Consider the following 20,447-nt stretch of genomic DNA (forward strand, 5'->3'; position numbering starts at 1 on the left):
GGTTACAATATAGGCCTGTATGACTGTGAACCACCTCGACGCGAGTCAACTATCTGTGTCGGAATCTTGGAAGCCTGGTATTCATTATTCGCAACTGACGGATGTCGGTATGCGTCGCGCGAATAATCAAGATTCGATGGCAGTACTGATGGCGGGCAGTCCCGAGCGGTTTCATCATCGCGGGCATCTGTTTGTGGTGGCCGATGGGATGGGGGCGCATGCTGCTGGCGAATTGGCCAGCCGTTTGGCGACCGAGCACATTGCAATGCAATACTTTCGCTCGCCCGAAGAGGATTCGTCCGAAGCACTGCGGATGGCGGTGCGAGAATCCAACGCGGAAATTCATCGACGTGGCCAGCAAAATCCTGAATTTCACAATATGGGCACCACCGCCAGCAGTTTGGCGATTCTGCCCGTCGGAGCGGTCATCGCGCATGTCGGGGATTCGCGAGCCTATCGATTGCGAGATGGAGTGCTCGAACAGTTGACGTTCGATCACTCGTTGGTTTGGGAGATGGAAGCGAGCGGACAAATTCATCCCGACAGCGTGTTGGGACAATCGATCCCTAAAAACGTGATCACGCGTTCGCTCGGGCCAAATGCCAATGTCGAAGTCGATTTGGAAGGGCCTTTTGAAATTCAATCGCGGGACCAATTCCTGCTCTGCAGCGACGGACTATCCGGGCAAGTCGAAGACGAAGAGATCGCGACGCTGATGGATTGTTTGCCCGAGGATTTGGCAACGCGAGTTTTGGTCGATTTGGCCAACCTTCGAGGGGGCCCGGATAACTCGACCGTCATTATCGTTCGTGTCGCAGAGGATTTCGCGGAGATCATTGGAAAGCCGTCTCAGACGAAACGGCACTCGCGAAAACAGGAGCCGGCGGCGGTATCACCGCTGTTGATTGGGACGGCTGTGATTTGTTTTCTCGGTGCGTTAGGCCTGGGGCTCGCGATGACCGTGCTGCAGACGCCGGTCAGCAAAGCATTGGGACCGATGATTATTGCGTTCATTCTCGGAGTGATCGCTGCGGGTTTCTGTGTCGCACAATATCTGCAGAGCAAACCGAAACACAAGACGCGGCCGTTGGCGAAAACGCCGGGCGGCAAGGGCCCCTATCGCCGCTATCAAGCCAAACCCAACAAACAGATCTATGATCGGTTGGGTGAAACGGTTGAAGAACTTCGCACCGCCGCTTCGCAACGAAATTGGCTGATGGATTGGGGCAAAATCGACAAGCTGCAAAAACAAGGCGATGCGTCTGTCGAAGCGGGACAATTCAAGCGGGCGATTCGCTTGCAGGCCGAAGCGATCATTGAAACGATGCATCAACTGCGTGAACTGAATAATCGCGCCGCGAATGAAACCGACATTGAACGATAACGGTTTTCGGCTAACAATCCCGCGCATACCCTCACGCTTCAACAGCCCATTGACGCAGCAGTTTTCGCGGCACTCCGATCGGAACGACTTCAATATCGCCGAGTCGCGACTGCGTCCCTTCATACTCAAAGCCAATTTTTTTGGCGACAAACGTGATCGTCAATTCCGCTTGGAAGGTATCAGGGTCCGCTTCGCCGCTGTCGACATCCATTCCCGTCGGGACATCGATGGCGATTCGGATCGCCTTGGTTTGATTGGCGATTTTGACGGCGTCCGCGTAAATTCCTCGCAGCGGCCCCGTCGCTCCGGTACCGAGCAGACAATCGACGATCACCTCGCAATCGCGTAGATGGGATCGCATCGATTCGGCGGTGGTGGCGACTTGCACGTCAAGTTCGGCCTTTTGGGCAATTGCCGCGTTGGCGGCGGCGTCCCCCGACAAAGCGTCGAGCTCGACCACCGAAACCACACGCACTTGGCGTTCCATCAAGTCCAAATGACGCGCAATCACGTAGCCGTCGCCGCCATTGTTGCCTTTGCCACACAGGATCACGACGCGGCCGGTGGCGGCATTTCGCTGGATCACCTCGGCCGCCCCCCGACCTGCATTTTCCATCAATACCAATCCCGACATTCCGTAGATCTCGATCGCTTGCTGGTCGACCGATCGGACTTGTTCACGGCTAAGAGATTTAATTTTCATCGTGCAGGCCCAAACATGTTTTGCGGAAAAGGAGTCGGTTTGTCTATAATCGATGCAAAGAACACTTAACCTCTTGGGATTCTACAAGACGATGCCCCTCTACGAATACGAATGTAAACCCTGTAAACAGGTGGTCGAAGTATTATTGCGTCGTGAAGACGAAGTTGCTGAATGCCCTCATTGTGGCAACAAAAAAATGGAACGGCAATTAAGCGTCACTGCGGCCCCGACGGTCCGCAGTGGTGCGTCCTTGCCGATGGCGGGCGGCGGCGAGGCATGTGGTGCACCACGCTGCTGTGGCGGCGGCTGCCAAATGTAACGAGGGTGTGATGCAAACGTTTCATCATTTTGCATATGGTTCCAACATGTCCACGTCGCGGCTTCGCGCGCGATGCCCCAGTGCGATGGTCCGGGGCGTTGGGTTTGTTCGCGGACGAAAGCTGCTGTTTCACAAGCGTGGCATCGACGGGACCGGCAAAGCGAACGCGTTCGCGACCGACGATGATGACGACATCTTGTGGGGAGTCATCTACGAAACGCTGGTCAGTGAAAAAGAGAACCTCGATCGCTGCGAATCACTCGGGGTAGGCTACGAGCATGCGGCGGTCGAGGTGCAAGTCGCGAGTCGCACGATCACCACGTTTCTGTATCAAGCGATCGCCGATCGTATCGACAACTCGCTTGTCCCCGCCGACTGGTATCACAACCATGTGATCGACGGAGCGATCGAGCACGGATTGCCGGTCGAGTATCACGCGATGATCGCGAGTGTGATGCCATCGACGCTCTAGTCGGCGCGGCGCAAGCCCAATGCCATCTACATTGCGTCGCTCTGCTATCCAAAACGCTACGCGGTCGTCGTATCCAATTTCGCCGCGGGGTGGGTGTCGCAGCTCTCGTCGATGTGATTGATGCGGCAGACAATTGCAGAAATATTGTCTTCGCCCCCTTCGGCGTTTGCCGCCTCGATCAGTTTGGCAACGCAGGTCTGGCTGTTCTCGTTGTCCACCAAAATCGTCGTGATGCGATCATCATCGACCATCCCGGTCAATCCGTCACTGCACAGCAACAGGACGTCACCGGTTTGTAGGGTGCAGCGCACCGCTTCGGGCCGAACTTCTTGGTTACCACCACCGACGCAGTTCCACAACACGTGTCGCCACTGCTGGATGGCCGCGTCGGATTCGCGTAGTGCTCCGGCGTCGATCAATTGCTGAGCGACGGTGTGGTCGGTCGTCAATTGTTTCAGCTTTTGGTCGCGGAGCAGGTAGCAACGACTGTCGCCCGCGTGCACCACGTACATACGTGATCCGAGCAAGTAGGCCATCGTGACGGTGGTTCCCATGCAGCGATGGACGCCCTCGCCCACCGACCAGATTTTTCGCTGGACCGATGTCAGCGATTGCGACAGCTCGTCGATAAAGTCTTGTTCATCGTCGGAACATAACTTCAAAAACCAATGCATCATGTCCAACACATATTGGGCGGTCGCTTCAATCGCAGTACGACTGGCGCGTTCGCCATCGCGATGACCGCCCATGCCGTCGGCAATCACAAGCAGGTTGCCTTCTTGGCAGCCAAATATCTCGCGATTCGCGGCGTCGGGAACATCCGTTCCGCGAACAATCAATTGACGCCGTAGATCCGCGATTAGAAAGTGGTCCTGGTTTTCGGATCGCTTTCTTCCAATATCCGAGTCGCCTGAAATATCGAAAGGGACGCCGTTCATTCAATGTTCCTTGTAAGTGATCGGTGACTGGGTGTGACCCGTTACAGTGCGTGACCCGTTACAGTGCGTGATCTGTTCTGCAGTAAGGCTTTGGCGGGAATGAGCAAACGGTGTTCCGTGACGCGTTGATCGTTCCCCGGTCGGTACAACGTTTGCTCTGTTGTCTTTGTTTGGGGCATTGGATATTCCAGGGAAGTCTCACAGCCGGCCGATGCGGCAGTTACCTCTCCGCAAGCAGAGATTGCGGAGAGTTGGTAAAAAACAGCGGATCTAAGAAACACGACAAACCCAATTTTCAACAAGGCGCGACGCCGATGAAATGGTTCGATTTGAGCATCAAAGCGGGAACGTGGGGGATTCGACGTTGGGTGCTGTTATCTGTATTGCTGTTGGGATGCATGTCGCTGGGCGGTGGCTGTTCGCAGTCACCGAGTGACCGCAAAGCGGACGTGGTTCGCAGCGAAGCAGAGCGAAAAGCCGAGATGACCCGCAAGGGAGTTGAATTGCTGGCCGAGGAAACTCGCCAACGTCGTGACCGGCCACAAGCCGAGCTGGAGCGAATTGCGGACCGCGTCGAAGTCGAAGGCGAGGCGTTGGCAGAGCAGGTCGAAGCGGAAGCCGAGGTAAAAGCGGATCGGATCGAAGCTGAATCCGATGATAAAATAAATGAATGATCCACGGGCAGTGGGAACGCGGCGGTCGCCCCCTACTTCAAGCTGAAAAAATGAACGTGCAATGCTCAATACTTGCCCCCCAACGGACCGCGAACGTTCCCAAGAATTTTTTTACAACGCTTCGTGCTAATTGCCGGCCTTGTCGATGGAGCGACACCAGGCAATCCGCCAATCTAGGCTCGGCAATCATTACCTTTTCGAGGACACGCTAAAGCGGGCGGTGGCTGTTTACCCCGGTGTGGCGGTTCGGCATGGTCGCTAGCATCTGAGGGAACAATCGGAACCCACGTTCCCATAACACCCCCAATCGGTCTATTATTGATTGTATGGACGAATCAGGAAGTGAATTTCTAGAGCTTCTCGAACGGGTACGCATCGGTGACGAGGCGGCTACGGAGACGCTGTGGAACGACTATTATCACAGTTTGGTGCGTTTGGCAGCGAAACGAATGCCCCCCAATTTGCGGCGAACCGCCGATGAAGAAGATATCGCGATCGCCGCATTTCAGAGCTTCATTGCAGGCGTTCGGCGTGATCAATTTCCGGATCTTCACGCCCCCGAGAACCTTTGGGGCCTGCTCATCACGCTGACATCCCGCAAAGTAAACGCCCATTTACGGCATCACACCCGTCAAAAACGGGGGGGAGGCAACATCCGTGGCGAATCGGTTTTTATCGATCCCAACGAACAAGGCCGAGAGGTGGGAATCGGGAATGTCCCCAGCGATGATTCCTCGCCCGATGTGCGGGCCGAGCTTGCCGAGGCGTGCGAAACGCTTCTTGACCAATTAGGTGATGAACAACTTCGCCAAATCGCCGTAATGCGGATGGACGGTTTTCTCGTCGACGAGATCGCAGAGCGTTTAGAGCTCAGCAAGCGTGCGGTCGAACGACGCTTGCAATTGATTCGGCGGATGTGGACCGAGGCCAAAGCCGACGAAGCGAAAGCGGACGAAGCCAGCTAAAGAACATGTTGGCTTTAGAACATGTTGGACCAATAGTTTTGAAGTTGCGTTCTATTTTTTACAACCCGACGCATTAGCCCCGAGGCATAAGGCCCGACGCATAGGCAATGGAAAATCGATCATAGCGTAACCTTGAAAATCGAACGCACGTCTGGCGGCCGAACAGTTTGGCGTGAATACGAGAGCGGTTCGAAAAATGCAACGCGGAATGGAAACTGCGAACGCGGGTGTGATGCTGGAGTAAAAAATGATGGATCTGAATGATTTGACCGCCACCGAACTCGCCAGACTTGACGCGATCTGTCTCGATTACGAACAGGCATTGCGAAATGGCAATGCGCCCTCGATTGAAAGTGTGGTCAAAGCAAAAGCGGGAAAACATGCCGAAATCTTACGAAATGAACTGATCGCGGTCCGCGACGAAATTTCCAAAGCGGACTCGACCAATCCCGTGCGATCCACCTTTGCTTTCACGACGCACGCGATCCCGGTTTCTGGGAGTTCGCCCGAGTCGATCGGCCGCAAAATAGGCCCCTACCTGATCAGCCGTATCCTTGGCCAAGGGGGGATGGGGATCGTGTACGAGGCGATCGACACGCGGCTTGATCGCAAGGTTGCCATCAAGATGTTGTCGATTGGGAAATCGACCCAAGATCAGAAAAAGCGGGCTTCGCTGTGTGAACGCTTTGAACGCGAGGCACGTGCGGTCGCTGCATTGAGCCACCCGAACATCGTCGAACTGTTTGATGTGGGGGTGACGGATTCAAATCCGTTTGCGGTGATGGAATTGCTCGAAGGCGAGACATTGGACCAATATTTGGCCAAAACCTCTTGTCATGCGGCGACGGTCCGTCAGATCGGAGCCCAGATTGCCGATGCGTTGGCGGTTGCCCACCGCGCCGGTGTGGTGCACCGTGATTTGAAGCCGCAAAATATCATGGTGATGCAGTGTAGTTCGGCTGGCCAAAAGGGGGGCGTGGTAAGCCTCGCAAAAAACGGATCAGCGGCCCATCCAATCGCCGTCAAGCTTTTTGACTTTGGGTTGTCCCGATCCGAGCGGGGTTTGTTTGACGGTGATCCAGGAGGACGCACGAGCGAGGGGGTTGTGATGGGGACTCCCGGTTACATGGCTCCCGAACAGGCGCGAGGCGAAACGGCGGGGCCTCCTGCGGATATCTTTGCGCTCGGATGCCTGTTGTTCGAAGCGTTTTATGGCAAACGTGCGTTTGATGGCTCCACCGCTAGCGCCCGCTTCGCTTCGACGCTCGAATCGACGCCCGACGTCGATCCACTGCGTCGACGCTCGGACGTCGAACTCGCTGATCTGATCAGCGAATGTTTAAACAAAGAGATTACGAGCCGTCCGGCTTCGGCCCACGACATCGCGCTGCGGTTGCGTCGCCGCGGTCCGGTGCTCGATCCCATTGGTCAACATGTCCAGCACGGCCATGGCGCAGGGGTGTTCGTCCGTCGTCGCTTCTTTGAATTTGTTACCGGTGGCGCTTTGGGCGGTATCCTCGGTGGTTTGGCGATGCAGTATCATGCCGAAACACTCGGAGACATCAATAGTCTGGCGGTTTTATCTTTCACCAGTATGCAGGGCGAGCCAACTCGGCTCGCCTCGTTAGCAGCAGGCCAACCGCTGGGGGATCAGAAGATCGATCGTGGCGACGAAATTGCCGTCCTTTTAGTCAATGAACTCAGCCGACTCAAAGACGTAAACGTGACTCCGTTTCGTCCCTTTGTCGCGACCACGCGTGATGAATTCCAAGCGATCGGTCGCGAACTGGATGTCGATGCGCTTGTCACCGGAAATTTGACGACCAGCCGGGAGGGCGAACAACTGTGGGACGAAATCAATTTGCGAATTGTTTCCGCACGCACTGGAAATCAATTGTGGGGACAGACATTCAAGTCCCTCGCCAGCGCAAGTTTGTTAGAGCAGTCGCAACTCGCTTCCGAATTGGCTCTCGCAGTCGGTCGCTCGCTGACCTCCTCCGGTGACGAAGGCTCATCACTGACGGCGGGATCGTTTAGTTGTCTGGTTGACGGTGTCGGGCGTGCCGATCCCGACAGCCCCGAAGGGTTGCGAAAAGCGTTATCGTGTTTCCAATCGGCACATCGGCAAGACAAAAGCTGGGCTGCCCCGCTGGGTGGCATTGCCTTGACTTCGATCACATTGGCCGCCCAAAGCTCGACCGAGGATTCGATCGCGTTAATTCAAACCGCCAGAGAGTCTGCCGAGGAAGCGTTGAAATTAGATCCTGATTTGACGAACGCCCGTTTGGCCGACGCAATGTTGCTGTGGCAAACACTGTATCGGTACGACGAAGCCGCTAGGATCTTGAACCAGCTGCTTTTGGTTGAGCAAAATTTTTGGCAGGTACACCATCAACTCGGGCTGCTCGAGTTGACGCGGGACAACCAATTCGAAGCGCTGCGTTGGTTACGCGAGGCGACTCAGCTGAATCAATTGTCCGTGATTGCCAAGGTCGGGCTCGCCCGTGCCCATTGGTTCTTTGGCAACACCGAGCGTGCGATGGCGGATGCCAAACGGCTGCGTAACGCTTATCCTGATAACCGTCTTGCCCGCGGCTTGTTGATCGATCTGTACGAGCATAGCCGCGATTATGACGCCGCCGCTGCCGAACATGTCGGAGTCGACTTTGGAGCGAATCTGACGGCGGAAACCTACTATGCTGCTCGTCAAACCGTTGATCTTCAGAAGTACCCGTATGGGCCGTTTGGCACGCAGCTGAACCAAGCGATCTTGGATTCGCGAATCAACGGCGGCATTGACGATGGCGAACTTGGTACGCTTGCCGATGCAACGCCCCCGATGTTACCGCTATTGTTGGCGGCACACCCAAGTTTTGCCTCGGCGAAGCGATTGCCTCGCGCCGCCGAGATTCTTCCGTTAACCTATTCGCCCTTTTCGTCGGCGAATGAATAGATTCGGTACGGTTGCAAATCGTCCACTTCGTTGGAAACATCCAGCTCGCCGTTGTCCTTGAAGATCAACACATTGCCGGGCTCTTTCAAGTCGTCACTGCTAACGATGGCAAGCGGGTTTCCACCATCGATCGCAATCACGGTAGAGCGGTTGCTGATTTTCGCGTTGGGCAGCTTCTTGATTTCCAAGGTCAACGGATCGATGACATCGGTTGATTCTGCCGTCTTGCTCAGCACCGTGCCTTCGGTCGCATCGATTTGCATCGGGACGCGAGTTCTTAACGCCGCATCAAATTTAGAAACGACCATTTTTACGGTCGGTTCACTTTTTGCATACGGAATGCTGCGATTTCTGAAGTTCAGCGTCTTGATGGATGGCGGAACCACAGGACCGGCAAGCACGGTGTTTTCGGTGGGCAGCGAAACCGGCGCACTTGGCTCGCTCCAAGGCGTCCAACGCTCAAAATCACGAAATTCGCTGATCGATCGACGGGTACCCTTGGCTCGTTCGGGGGCGTATTTCTTTTCCGCTTTGGCTTGCAACTCGCTCACCCGATCGTAGGCATCCGGATGCAGCGTTTTGGCTGCGGGTTGCAGTAGCGGGTTATCGGGAAAGTTAGGGTCCTTCACCGAAACGCGAACACGATAAACGTATTTGCGACCCGGTTTTGGGGAAAGATTGTCGAAGGAGGAGTAATCAAAGTCGAAAAAGCGGATCAGTTTGTAATTTGACGGATCCTCTTCAACGCCAGCAAACCCGAACGGAGAATTCATCTGATAACCACTCTCCATCATCATTCCGCCTTCTCTTCCCACCTCGTTTAAATTCACATCGGTGCGTTTGATATCGATGCCTTCAAAAATGCCACCTTCTCCAAGTCGTTTCCACGGATCCTCGACGATGGTTTCGGGCTTCTCGAGCGCTTTGAGTTCAAGCTTCGTGAGCATTGGAATCATGGGGTGCAAAGCAAAACCCGAATAGTCTTCCATCAACATCGGCGGGATCCACATCGTCAGCAAATCGTCGCGGTAATCGACCGGCACCAACTCGGGTGCCGTTCCGGCCCAGAGAATGGCAGCGATTTTCATATGAAATTCGCGATCTTTGCGATCAACCCAGTCGCCTTCGGCAAGTTGGTCAACCGACTTGTCGGTAACGTCAGCTCGTTGGACTTGGAAATTCCAGTACTTGGGCGTGTCTCGGTCTTCCGGTCGATAGTTCGACGAATCCGCAAGCGATTTACTGAACGATTCATAGATCGCTTTATGCGGCAGCGCCGCCGTCCCGGCAATAAAGCGAGCGACCGTCGGCACGGGTTTCATCACGCCACCGGTTTTAAAATCGGTCAAGGTGGCGGGAACCGAGTAAAGTGAATATTTGTTTTTGGGATCCAATCGACGGACCGCGGCTCCCGCCATGCTGCCCTCGGGGCCCATCATGCCGGACATCTCCATTCCCATCATTCCCGACATGTCTTCGTCCATCCCCATCATTCCCGACATCTCTTCGCCGTACATTCCCTCATCCCCGGCCATGCCTCGCCCACGACGCGAACTGCGGCGGGGACGCTCTTTCTTTTCTTCGACGACAATCGGATCGGCTGGCTCGAGCTTCGCCAAATCATACTCCCCATCTTTCGAGCGAATGGCCATCGTGCCGATCACACTCTTCATTTGCAGTTTCAGCGGGGCAAACAACTCGGGGTCGCGTCGCTTGAACGAATCGTTTCGTTCGACTTCGATCCATGGAGCGATTTGAGCGTAGCCGACCTTGATATCGACCGGTTTGATCGTTCGTTTGGTCCGCTCGACAATATCAATCGCCAATGCTTCTCGTTCGGGAATGATCGCGTCGGTATGGTCGTCGTCGACCTCGTTCTTTACACGCGTGGCGTCGTCGCGAAGCCGTGTCGGTTCTTGAGTGAACTCGGGCAACTGCATCGCTTGGTAGACAAGGAATGCAGAGACGACGGCGAAAATCGCCAAAATGACTTTCTCGACATGCCTGATCGCCAAGTCTTTGATTTTGTTTGAATCCATGTCATTTCCCCGAAAACGGCCCGTGCAGATGGCTTAGTGAGAAGAGTGGTGCAGTTATGCAATACGATCGTTTTTGGGCGTTCATGATTTCCCGTAAACATTTCCCGTAAACGAATCTTGCATCCTTTTAATATATCAAGACCGCTAAGCGGCCCACAAGTTTTTACGATGCCAATCGCCAATTTCTAAGACGAGAAGATCGCTCGATCTAAGAGGGGGGCGGTGCAGCAGCAGGATTGGTCGCTGCCGCCGCGTTGGGATCGGCGGCTGGCGGTACGACTGCCGGAGGCGCCCCCGGTTCGCCCGGTGCCGGTCCAGTAGCCCCAGGTGCAGCGGGCGCCGGTGCAGTAGCCCCAGGTCCAGCGGGCGCCGGTGCAGCGGGTGCCGGCCCAGCAGGCGCCGGTTCGGCGGGTACTGGCTCAGGTGATGCCGGGGCCGGTGCAGGCGTTGGTGCGGCTGCAGGCGGCGTGGCGGGGGCACCACTGGTCGCCGGAGACGGCAGATTTTCGTTAGAGGTCGTAGGTTTATCACCCACTAAACCTTCGACGACCGTCTCCTGGTCCACTTGATCCACCCCAAGTTTGCTCTTGTCCGGAGGATTGTAGATCGAGATTAGTCCATAGACCTCAACATCGATATCGTAGGGATTTTCGGTCGCAGGGGTTTGGGCCATCGCCATGCCGCCGCCCCCCATGCCACCATCCATGCCATCCATCCCCCCCATGCCCATGCTTTCGCCACCGCCGAAACCGCCACCGCTCGGCGCGCCGAATCCTCCGCCTCCGCCGCCGTCAGAGCCTCCCATCTCCATTCCCATATCGCCTCCGCCACCGGCGCTGGCTGCAGACGACGCTCCGGCTGGCAGCAACCGAACCTGTTTGACTTCGATCATCAACGGAGCGTTTCCACATGCGGCAATCAGTGCAGGAACGGCCCGTTGATCCATTCGCACCGCCATCATCACGGGAACACGTTTGGCAACCGCCAAATTCACATCCGCTGGCGAATCACTCTCCAGTGCCGAACGCAGTGCCGCACCGGTGATGGGTACATAGTCGGTACCGACATAACGATTGTCACCGGGGTCAGTGGCTTCGCCCATGCCACCCATCCCGTCCATTCCATCCATCCCCATGCCCATGTCGCTGCCCATGCCCATGTCCATGCCCATGTCCATGCCCATACCATCCATCCCCATGCCCGCGGTTTGCGAGGCGACTTGCTTGATCGCACCGGGGCTGACGTTCACGGACCGACCAATTTTGATCGTTTTGATTTCGCGGATCTTGGCTTCAAATGCTTCTTTGGCATCAATGTTGACAGTGTCAATGATCTGCAGGATCTGCTTTAGAATCCAGACATTTTCCTGCGAGTAATAGACTTGCAAGGTCGACGGCCGTGATCCACGCCAAGGGAACAGGTCGGTAAGCAGTTGCTGCTGACTACCTGCACTCCACTGCACCAGCGGTTCGTTTTTAGTCCCCGAGACTGTGATCCGAGGCTTTAACAGGTTGCGAATCCCCGTGGTGTCGTCCAGCGATGGATTAAAGGTGGGGTCAAATTGTGCATTCCATTCGGCACGCGCTATGGTGGCGATTTCAGGCAGAATCAAGCCGATGTAATAGCGGTATCGATTCAAAAGCGTTGCTTCTTTCTCGAGCTCCTCGGCAGGATAAGGAATGTAGCGTTCGATCGGGATCAAGTCCTTGAACTCGTCGACAAAGTCTTGCTGCAACTCTTGTGGCCAAGTCAACAGCCCTCGTTGCCGAGCATACATTTCCGTCCACGCTTGCAGCACTTCGTCTTCACGCGTCTCGATCAACGCCTGCATTTTCTCGTGCGATTTTGCATTGGGGTGCGTTGATAACTCGCCTTGCAAGCTGGTGACCGATGCAAACGCACTCTTGATTTTCGACTGCTGTGAATCGGCCTCGGCCTGCAGACTTGAGGTCGACAAGTACCACACCGCAATCGATGTGATCGCCACGAAACCGACTCCGATCCAGAATCCGTAACGCATCACGACGGCAAGTTGTTCTTTTAGTTGTCCCATTGGAAACTCTAACGGTTTGATTTCGGAACGGTGTTTGAATTGGTAAAGTCGCCGCTGAGGCGAACTGGATTCGCGAATGACTGGATCGGCGAATATGGGATCGGCGAATTATGGGATCCGCCGACTACAGTATCCGCCGATTATTGAGCATTCATGGCGACGGAGTCATCCGTACCGGCTGCGGCTTCCTCGGCGGCTTTGGCTTCTTCTTCGGCCAATCGCTTGGCTTCGATTCGGTCCGACAACATCGTCGGTTGCCAGAGCACTTGGAAATCAAAATCGAGTCGAAGCACAGTCAGCGTCGGAGGACGATTGATGATCTCTTCAAGATCGTCAAGCGTTTTGCCCTCGGGGAAATTTCGCTCGGCGATCGCAGTTTGAGCTTTAAATACCTCCTCTTGATCGTACCGCGGATTGGGCACCTGGATCTGAGTCGGTTTGTCGTCACGCAGCAAGATCGGATATGACAATCCATATTCCTGAGGCGTGAATTCAATCAGGTTGCCCTCTTCATCAGGCAATTTGAAGGACTTGTCCAAAAAGTTGGTCGTCAACAAGTTGCGAACGTGGTTGCTACCTTCATGGCCCATTCGTTTGGGACTGTTGTAGTAGTGGTATCCGGTCAACTGAATCACCCAACCTGGGCCGGTTGGACCAGGCAACGCATTGAGCTCTTCAAGGTCGACCTCGCGGCCGGTGTTTTTACGAATACTGAGCAGTTCTTCCTTGTAACGCTTTTTGACGTCCTCGGTATACCACGTCGCGAGGTCTTCGAAATGTTTCGTTTCGACCTGTGTGATGTGTATCGCCTTGCGTTCATCAAAGGGCTTGCGATTTTTGGGCTCGGGCATGACGCCGTTGGGGTACTCTTCGCGAGGAATCATTCCGTTGATCACACGCAACATTTCCAACCAAACCAATCGCCGTTCGGAATTCCCGGATACCTCTTTGCCAAGTGCATTGAGAAACGTCAGCTTGGCGTCGAGTTTTTGGTCTTCGCCCTTATGCTCGCTCGAATAACTGGACATCTGTTGGACGACCCCTTGAGCTCCGTCCCAGTGATCCGGATGCGTCACTTCCCAATTCTTTTCGGTCAAGAAATAGTGACCAATCATGCCCAATAACAACGCGGCCAGCGCGGCGAGGGTCCAAGGTTTTTTGGCCCGAATCATCCGCTCGGTCAGAATCTCTTGTGGTACCAACGAGGCGTGCACTTGAGCCAAGTCGAGACCTTGCAGACACAGTCCATAGCACACCGCGAAGGTCGGCGCGTTGTCGCGGAACGTCGGAATCGACAAGACATCGTCGCCGGTCAAGCGGTTGAATCGATCAAGTGTGTCGACTTCGAAGCCCAGGTTTTTGCTCAGATAGGCTGCCAAACCAGGCATCTTGACCGTATTACCCGCGACCACCATGCCGGTCACATTGGCTTGTTTATCGATGCTGCGGAAAAATCCGATCGAACGCTGAACCTCGGTCACCAAATCATTGAACACCGGACGCATCGTTTGGAAGATCAGCTTGGGATCGACCGCTTCGCGAGCGTTGCGTTTCAGATGCTCGGCCTTGGCAAAGGTGAGCTTCAAATCCTTGGTCAATTGGCGGGTAAAGTGGTTACCGCCGATCGGCATACTACGCTGCCAAATGCGGAAACCATTGGTGATGATCAAATCACTCGAATCGGTACCGATCGACAGCAGCACAAGCGAATCGGGCGGATTGTCGACGTCAAACGCTTCGTTGGCCAACCGCTCGTGCAAACGATCAAACGCGATCATGTTGTAAAGCGCCAGCGGGGCGAGCTGGATTTGGTCGACTTCGATGTCCGCTTCGACGAACGGTTGCAGTTGGCGATAAACCTGGTCGCGTTTCATCGCAAACAAGCCGACTTCGCTCTCAAGCGCGTAGCCTTCCTCGATCAAACTGCCCGGCATCATCTGGTGATCCCAGACGACGTCAGCAAGGTCAAACGGGATTTGTTGACGTGCTTCGTAGCGAACGATGTCCGCCACCTTTTTCAGCTCGACCGGCGGTGGCTTGAAAAATTTGGCCAAACCAGTCTGGCCGGGCACGCTGATCACGACTTTCTCGTTGAAGCCGTCGTTGCGGTCAAGCAATTGATTGATCGCGTCCGCTACTAATTCCTCAGGCACCGCTTCGGGTTGGCTAAGGATTTTGGGGTATTCGATAAAATCAAACGCATCCGCGACCACTTCGTCGTCCACGATCGAACAACGCAGCGCTTTGAGTGCTGATTGGCCGATTTCGATTCCCCATACACCGGAGCTTGAAGCCATTTAATCTTTCTCGTGGATTGCGTCAGAGAGAATGTTTGTCAACGAATAGATGAGCAGGAAAAGTTGTGAGGTCGGCTCTTAAAACGTCTCGGCTTCCCACCCAACTCGATACGAAACGGACAGGAAACCGCGGGGCAAAACGGAGCGACAACGACTCGCTGATGCGATGATTTCGAACCACAGCGGAATCATTTTGACTGTATTGTAAAGGCTGACGGTCCGTATTGCACTGTGTTTCAGCACGTTTTCTTGTGTTTGTTTGGACGAGACGACCGGTTGTGAATGCGTTTAAGCTTTCTGCCATCGCTTCCTCTGTCCATTTTAATCAAGTTGCGGATCTTCGCCCGCTTGCAAGTTCACCTCGATTTGCCGTTGCGGCGACTCGCGATGGGACCGCTATGGCACAACGTCTGCCGCGATTACCGATGGTGACGTGATTCCCAGTGGTGACAAATGGGGGGATATTGACGACCCTGATGCTCTGCGTAGCGATTGTAGGCTCCGCGAATCAGGAACGGGCAAGAAATTCAGCTGGCTTGGTGTCGCAACTCGACCGTTCCGGCAAGAATAGACAAAAACAACCACCAGCTATCGGACCCTCGATCCCCTGCGTCTCGATTTCCCTACGCCTTGATTCCTTGCTTCTAGGTCCGCTGCGGTCGCATCTCTGCTGCGGCCGAGCCACCAATGTGGTCACCTGCAGCGAGATTCGATGAAGGGATTTTGCGACAAAGCAAATAAGATAGCTGGATTGTATCGAAAACGACCCTCCTTCCAACTCAAATTTAGTCTGTTATGGCGAGCATTGACGAGTGCTGTATTTTGATCCCCGTATCGACGTTAGAGGATTTCCCCAAACATGCAGGCGAACAGGACGCACGCAGCTTGTTGGCCGCATGGACTGTGCTGTGGCACCCCGAGTTGGTTGCGGCGTCACAGCAGACCCCAACCTGGTACCGCGCCGATAGCCCGCCGGACTTGGGTGCCGGTCGCCGCGTGATCGTCGTCCCGACACTGAGCGTTTCGCAATTGCCAGCGGATTTCGAAGCGAATTGCCGAGCCAACGAAGCGATTCAGTGGATCACGGGGGCCGATCGCCGCGAGCTGCTCGATTCGCTTGGTTTGTCAAAATCGCCCCGTTCGTTGCAAACCGAACAACGGACGATCCAAGCCGAAGACTTTTTCGCGCTGGGCTACGCGATGCTGCAGATCCAAGTCATGACGCGGCGACTGCGGTACACCAGCAATTTGGATGAAATTCATTTTCAAAACAAACTGGTCACCGCAGCGGACGCGTTTGTCGCCGGCAACGCGGGCGAATGTGTTGCGGCGCTACACGATTGCTACGACGCGTTGGCCGAGGAACGTGACCACTATTTTTCGTCCGACCCCCATCTCGTCGATTTAACGTTGCTTTCCAAATCAACGCTCCCCGCCTTCTTTACCGCGTTGCAAAACGATCACGATGACAGCGGAGACGAATCGTCCGATTCGGCGGCGGCTGCGACCAGCCTGCTGGCGACACCCCGCAACGTGCTGATCGACGCGTCGATGGCGTCCGAGATTGCGGCATCCCACCGCGAAGACCTCGACCGGCTTGTCAGCCAACTGAACTGCGGCAATTGGGGCTGGGCCGGCGGTGGGCTCGCTGGCGACGTCAGTCTGGATGCGATGACCTATTCGGATACCGAGAACGCGATCGCCCAGGCCTACGAAGCAACGGCAAACCAGATCGGACTGCGGCCTCCGGTATACGCACGGTACTCCGGCACGACCCCCACGGATATGACCAAGGTGATTGCGTCACTGGGCGTGGATGGCATGATTTCGGTCGATTTCGAAAATGGCAGCGGCTTCGGGGACGAAGCCAAAGTGGTGCGAAACACCGGAGGCGTGGAAATTCATGCGTTGACCGCCAAACCAATCGATGCATCGGGCGAATCCGCCTTCTTGGCCCTCGGCCCTCGACTTGGCGAAGCGATTGACAGTGGTGAAATCGCTACGGGGTTGCTCGTGCATTGGCCTGGCTACGAAAGTGACAGCTACCGGGATGTTCGCCGAGTTGCCTCGTGGAGTCTTGTGCTGGGGCGGTTCTGGACGCTGGCAGAATACTTTCGCAGCGGCGAACAACCCTATCACCACGATCCCAGCGGGGCGGCGTCCAGCGGAGCCGATACCGCGCTGGTGTCGCAAGTGACGGGGGGACAATCCAATGCACTTTCATCGATGGTGACGCAAACGCAAAAGTCGATCGCCAATCAAAATCACGCCAATTTGCAGGCGATGATTGCCTTGGCAACCGGCAAAGTCTGTGACGGATCCGCGGACGGCTGCGAGCAGTCGATGCTGGCATCGATCGGACTCAAGCCGAGTCAACACGGTGGAAATCTCTGTTTGATCAACCCTACACCTTGTCCCGTTCGCTATACGGTGGCGATCGACGGCACGGCGGTCAAAGAGGAGCACATCTACGCAGTGACCGGCAGCGGAAAACAGTCGATGGTGACGGTCGATGTGCCTGCGTTTGGTTTCTCGGTGGCGCGAAACGAAGCAGGCGGCGGTTCACGCGGTCGATCGATCGGGCAACGCCTTCGCGATGCCGTCGCCGGCGGCGGAAAATTGTGTGCGGTCGATGGCATGCTGCAAAACGCGTTCATCGAAATCGCGATCGATCCGCAAACCGGCGGGGTCAAAGGCGGCTATAGCGGCCAAGCCCGCGGCAATCGTTTTTCGATGCGGTTGGTGGGCGTTTCCGGGACGCAAAAGAAGAAGTCGACCGAGAACGAATCGCAAATGGTATGCGACCAGATGAAAACGATCGTTGCCAAAGCCGAACGCGGCGTGATTCGCACGATCGGCCATTTTACCAACCCCAAGGGTGAAAAAATCGGTGCCTTTGAACTCGATTACCAAGTCACACGCGGTAACCGAATGCTTGACGTTCACGGCAAAATCGACGTGCTTGCCAAGCTCGAGGGTAATCCGTGGCAACACTATTTTGCCGCTCGATGTGCTGTCGCCAACGAAGCGGTGTCGTATCGCATGATCTTGCGTGACAAAATGCACCGCACCTCTAGCCGCCGAATCGTTGCTCCGCTAGGCGTGCTGTTGGACGAAAGCGATCGTCATACCTTGGTCGCGTCGGCCGGATTGGCGTATCATCGCCGCGTCGAGGATCGATTCCTGGATACACTACTGCATGTTCAGGGTGAAACGCAGCGTCAGTTCACGATGCATTATGGTTTTGATCTACCAAGTCCCCTGTTGGCCGCCCGTAGCGTCGTCAGCGAGCCACTGCAAGCGGCCGTGGATACGGTTTCGCCGGAGGCATCACGCGGTTGGTTGATTCATGCCGCTCCTAATACGGTGTTGGTCGCGGACGTCGATTGTAGCCAGGATCGCGAAGGCAAATTTTTCGCAGTGGTGCGGTTGATTCAATCCCAATCGCAAACATGCAACACGACCGTTCGTTTTTGTCGCAACGTGACCGCCGCAGTACGGTTGGATAACCGGAGGCTCCACGATGCCGACACGCTGGCGAGTCGTTTGCAAGAAAAATCGGAATCCCCCGGAGTCGAGTTCAGTGACGATCGCATCAAGCTGAGTTTGGCGGGGCACGAAGTCGTCGATGTATTGGTTCAGTTTGATGCGTAGCAGATGAATGCATAACCGTGTTGTCCCCCCACTAGGAAGCGTTGCGTTAATGGGCTCTCGTGATTCCAAGCCGATCCTCGATTTCAAAGAGGCTGCGATCCGAAGCGGACTTGTGACGCTGAAGAAATGGAATCGTGTCGCGCAGTCGCTGACCGACAACGGCGGCACTGCGGATGACGATGCGATGGCGGCCGAGCTGATTCAAATTGGCTTGATCACCGAATACCAAGCTCGCCAAATGCGGGCGGGCCGCACCAAGTTTAATCTCGGTCCCTACATGATCACCGACTGGATCGGCCAAGGCGGGATGGGCCAGGTTTACAAGGCGGTGCATAGTGTGATGGGGCGTCAATGTGCGGTGAAAACGCTGCCGTTGGATAAGTTGACCCCCGAAGCGCGAGTTTCGTTTATGCGAGAAATTCGGCTGCAAGCAGGGCTCGATTGTCCCTATGTGGTCCGCGCGTTTGATGCCGGACACGATGGAAAAGTCGACTATTTAGTGACCGAGTATGTTCCCGGCGCCGATCTCCGCCGCTTGGTACGCAGCAATGGTCCGTTGACGATGGAGCACGCGGCGCTCGTTATCTCGCAAGCGGCGATGGGGCTGCAATATGCGCATGACATGGGGCTGGTTCACCGGGATGTCAAGCCTGGCAATATCCTGGTGACGCCCGACGGGCACGCCAAGGTCTCTGATATCGGCTTGGCTGCGTACAGTTTTTCGACCAGTGACGACGACCCGCGAGCTGGCAAAATCGTGGGCACCGCCGACTATTTGTCGCCCGAACAAATTCGTAATCCATCCGAGGTGGGACCGCTCAGCGACATCTATTCGCTCGGCTGTACGCTGTATTACGTGGTCGCCGGAAAGGTGCCATTTCCAGGCGGAAACGCACGCGAAAAGTGTCGCCGTCACTGCGAACAAACGCCCTGGCATCCACGCAAATTTGCACCCGATTTATCCGAAGACTTCGTTGACGTAATTGCGGACATGATGGAAAAGGATCCGGCGAATCGCATCCCCTCGGCAAACGCAGTCGTCGAACGACTCGAACCGTGGGCCAACCATGCGCTCGAATTTGTCAGCCGACCGATGGATCGACGCTCGTGGACGCCGCCACCGCCCCCGAAAGAACCGTCGACGTCGCGTGACGTCAACGACTTCACCCCCTCGGAACCGCTCAGTCAATCCGAGGGGAGTTCAAGCTCTTCCTCTCCACACCCGATGCCATACGTTTCAGCGGCGCCCCCCGAACGCAGTCGACGCGATGGCCCGCTGGTCACGGTCTTGTTAACGCTGGCGATCGCCGTGCCGATCAGCGTGTTGATCGGTGCGATTATCGGATTCGTGATCCGCGAACAGTTCTAATCAAACCGCGAGCTCGTAGCGGAACTCGTCAAGAGTTTCGACGGGCATACGTCGATCAAACGAAAGCCGTTGACGGCTTGTTGATTCAGTCAAGTTCCCTACCGCAAGGGGTGTATGATGGACTTCCTAGTCCGTCAATCGTGTATTCGACGGACAAGGAAGTCCGTCGTACGACTCGATTCAACTGGCACCATCCCGATAAGATCGATACGTCTACTGAAACAGTGCTGCTTCCATTGCCAAGCCAGGGCCAAAGCCAAGCATCAACGTCGGAGGCTTTTGTGCGTTATCGAGCAATTCGTTCAGCACAAACAGAACCGTGGGAGACGACATGTTCCCAAACCGGCTCAATACACTTCGCGAGGCGAGCAAGTCGTCTTCGCCGAGTGAAAGTGATTCGGCACACGCATCGAGAATGCGAGGGCCGCCAGGATGGATCGCCCACGATTGGATCTCGGCCAATGATAATCCGGACTGGTTCAACCATTTTTCGAGTGGTTCGCGAGTCGAGCGGCGAATCACATCGGGGACTTCGGCCGATAAATACATCTCGAAACCATTGTCACCAATCGCCCACGACATCATCTCTTCGGTGTCGGGGATGATCGCGGAATAGCTGCTCGTTAA

Annotated in this window: 14 protein-coding genes; 8 read left to right on the top strand and 6 right to left on the bottom strand. The window is 55.5% G+C overall.

The annotated features are described in order from the left end of the window. Nucleotides 1–55 precede the first annotated feature (55 nt). A complete protein-coding gene (locus ABX962_RS07960; RefSeq protein ID WP_372718247.1) occupies nucleotides 56–1,384 on the top strand; it encodes a PP2C family serine/threonine-protein phosphatase in 1,329 nt (442 codons plus the stop codon). Nucleotides 1,385–1,415: 31 nt separating this feature from the next. Here ABX962_RS07960 and ABX962_RS07965 read toward each other — a convergent pair whose 3' ends face one another. Continuing rightward, a complete protein-coding gene (locus ABX962_RS07965) occupies nucleotides 1,416–2,087 on the bottom strand; it encodes an NAD(P)H-hydrate epimerase (RefSeq protein WP_372718249.1) in 672 nt (223 codons plus the stop codon). Between the two features lie 52 nt (nucleotides 2,088–2,139). On the opposite strand from ABX962_RS07965, the gene ABX962_RS07970 reads away from it, so the two are divergent. Together ABX962_RS07970 and ABX962_RS07975 are read left to right on the top strand one after the other, a co-directional pair. Continuing rightward, nucleotides 2,140–2,406 carry a zinc ribbon domain-containing protein gene (locus tag ABX962_RS07970; protein ID WP_372718251.1) on the top strand — a complete coding sequence of 89 codons (267 nt, stop codon included), beginning with the start codon at nucleotides 2,140–2,142 and terminating at the stop codon, nucleotides 2,404–2,406. A gap of 10 nt (nucleotides 2,407–2,416) precedes the next feature. Further along, complete coding sequence (locus ABX962_RS07975) at nucleotides 2,417–2,878, top strand: gamma-glutamylcyclotransferase family protein (protein ID WP_372718252.1); 462 nt, start codon at nucleotides 2,417–2,419, stop codon at nucleotides 2,876–2,878. Between the two features lie 56 nt (nucleotides 2,879–2,934). Here ABX962_RS07975 and ABX962_RS07980 read toward each other — a convergent pair whose 3' ends face one another. Next, nucleotides 2,935–3,816, bottom strand: a complete 882-nt coding sequence (locus tag ABX962_RS07980) for a PP2C family serine/threonine-protein phosphatase (protein WP_372718254.1) — start codon at nucleotides 3,814–3,816, stop codon at nucleotides 2,935–2,937. 314 nt (nucleotides 3,817–4,130) lie between these two features. On the opposite strand from ABX962_RS07980, the gene ABX962_RS07985 reads away from it, so the two are divergent. The 3 genes from ABX962_RS07985 (at nucleotide 4,131) to ABX962_RS07995 (ending at nucleotide 8,408) form a co-directional block, all read left to right on the top strand. After that, a complete protein-coding gene (locus tag ABX962_RS07985) occupies nucleotides 4,131–4,490 on the top strand; it encodes a hypothetical protein (RefSeq protein WP_372718256.1) in 360 nt (119 codons plus the stop codon). A 326-nt stretch (nucleotides 4,491–4,816) separates the two neighbouring features. Continuing rightward, nucleotides 4,817–5,455 carry an ECF-type sigma factor gene (locus tag ABX962_RS07990; protein WP_339945655.1) on the top strand — a complete coding sequence of 213 codons (639 nt, stop codon included), beginning with the start codon at nucleotides 4,817–4,819 and terminating at the stop codon, nucleotides 5,453–5,455. Nucleotides 5,456–5,702: 247 nt separating this feature from the next. After that, nucleotides 5,703–8,408: a protein kinase gene (locus ABX962_RS07995; protein WP_372718258.1), complete on the top strand. Its 2,706-nt coding sequence runs from the start codon at nucleotides 5,703–5,705 to the stop codon at nucleotides 8,406–8,408. On the opposite strand, the gene ABX962_RS08000 is transcribed toward ABX962_RS07995, so the two are convergent. From ABX962_RS08000 to pilM, 3 genes are all read right to left on the bottom strand, one after another. After that, complete coding sequence (locus tag ABX962_RS08000; RefSeq protein ID WP_372718260.1) at nucleotides 8,378–10,447, bottom strand: hypothetical protein; 2,070 nt, start codon at nucleotides 10,445–10,447, stop codon at nucleotides 8,378–8,380. The genes ABX962_RS07995 and ABX962_RS08000 overlap by 31 nt on opposite strands. Nucleotides 10,448–10,655: 208 nt before the next feature. Beyond that, on the bottom strand, nucleotides 10,656–12,500 hold the full coding sequence (locus ABX962_RS08005; RefSeq protein ID WP_372718262.1) for a hypothetical protein: 1,845 nt from the start codon (nucleotides 12,498–12,500) through the stop codon (nucleotides 10,656–10,658). 140 nt (nucleotides 12,501–12,640) lie between these two features. Further along, nucleotides 12,641–14,797 (bottom strand): type IV pilus assembly protein PilM, encoded by a 2,157-nt coding sequence (pilM, locus tag ABX962_RS08010; protein WP_372718264.1) that lies wholly within the window; start codon nucleotides 14,795–14,797, stop codon nucleotides 12,641–12,643. Between the two features lie 795 nt (nucleotides 14,798–15,592). Between pilM and ABX962_RS08015 the strand changes: the two genes are divergently transcribed. Further along, on the top strand, nucleotides 15,593–18,451 hold the full coding sequence (locus tag ABX962_RS08015) for a hypothetical protein (RefSeq protein WP_372718266.1): 2,859 nt from the start codon (nucleotides 15,593–15,595) through the stop codon (nucleotides 18,449–18,451). 49 nt (nucleotides 18,452–18,500) lie between these two features. Further along, complete coding sequence (locus ABX962_RS08020) at nucleotides 18,501–19,820, top strand: serine/threonine protein kinase (protein WP_372718268.1); 1,320 nt, start codon at nucleotides 18,501–18,503, stop codon at nucleotides 19,818–19,820. A gap of 213 nt (nucleotides 19,821–20,033) precedes the next feature. Here the strand turns inward: ABX962_RS08020 and ABX962_RS08025 are convergent. Continuing rightward, nucleotides 20,034–20,447: 3-oxoacyl-[acyl-carrier-protein] synthase III C-terminal domain-containing protein (locus ABX962_RS08025; protein ID WP_372718270.1), on the bottom strand; the 414-nt coding region annotated here is incomplete at its 5' end.

The organism is Novipirellula sp. (genome assembly GCF_041583735.1).
Lineage (GTDB): Bacteria > Planctomycetota > Planctomycetia > Pirellulales > Pirellulaceae > Novipirellula.

Coding starts and splice junctions, on each gene's coding strand:
- ABX962_RS08020 (WP_372718268.1), top strand. CDS start 18,501: ATGGGCTCTCGTGATTCCAAGCCGATCCTCGATTTCAAAGAGGCTGCG.
- ABX962_RS08015 (WP_372718266.1), top strand. CDS start 15,593: ATGGCGAGCATTGACGAGTGCTGTATTTTGATCCCCGTATCGACGTTA.
- ABX962_RS07965 (WP_372718249.1), bottom strand. CDS start 2,087: ATGAAAATTAAATCTCTTAGCCGTGAACAAGTCCGATCGGTCGACCAG.
- ABX962_RS08005 (WP_372718262.1), bottom strand. CDS start 12,500: ATGGGACAACTAAAAGAACAACTTGCCGTCGTGATGCGTTACGGATTC.
- ABX962_RS07985 (WP_372718256.1), top strand. CDS start 4,131: ATGAAATGGTTCGATTTGAGCATCAAAGCGGGAACGTGGGGGATTCGA.
- ABX962_RS07990 (WP_339945655.1), top strand. CDS start 4,817: ATGGACGAATCAGGAAGTGAATTTCTAGAGCTTCTCGAACGGGTACGC.
- pilM (WP_372718264.1), bottom strand. CDS start 14,797: ATGGCTTCAAGCTCCGGTGTATGGGGAATCGAAATCGGCCAATCAGCA.
- ABX962_RS07980 (WP_372718254.1), bottom strand. CDS start 3,816: ATGAACGGCGTCCCTTTCGATATTTCAGGCGACTCGGATATTGGAAGA.
- ABX962_RS07995 (WP_372718258.1), top strand. CDS start 5,703: ATGATGGATCTGAATGATTTGACCGCCACCGAACTCGCCAGACTTGAC.
- ABX962_RS08000 (WP_372718260.1), bottom strand. CDS start 10,447: ATGGATTCAAACAAAATCAAAGACTTGGCGATCAGGCATGTCGAGAAA.
- ABX962_RS07975 (WP_372718252.1), top strand. CDS start 2,417: ATGCAAACGTTTCATCATTTTGCATATGGTTCCAACATGTCCACGTCG.
- ABX962_RS07970 (WP_372718251.1), top strand. CDS start 2,140: ATGCAAAGAACACTTAACCTCTTGGGATTCTACAAGACGATGCCCCTC.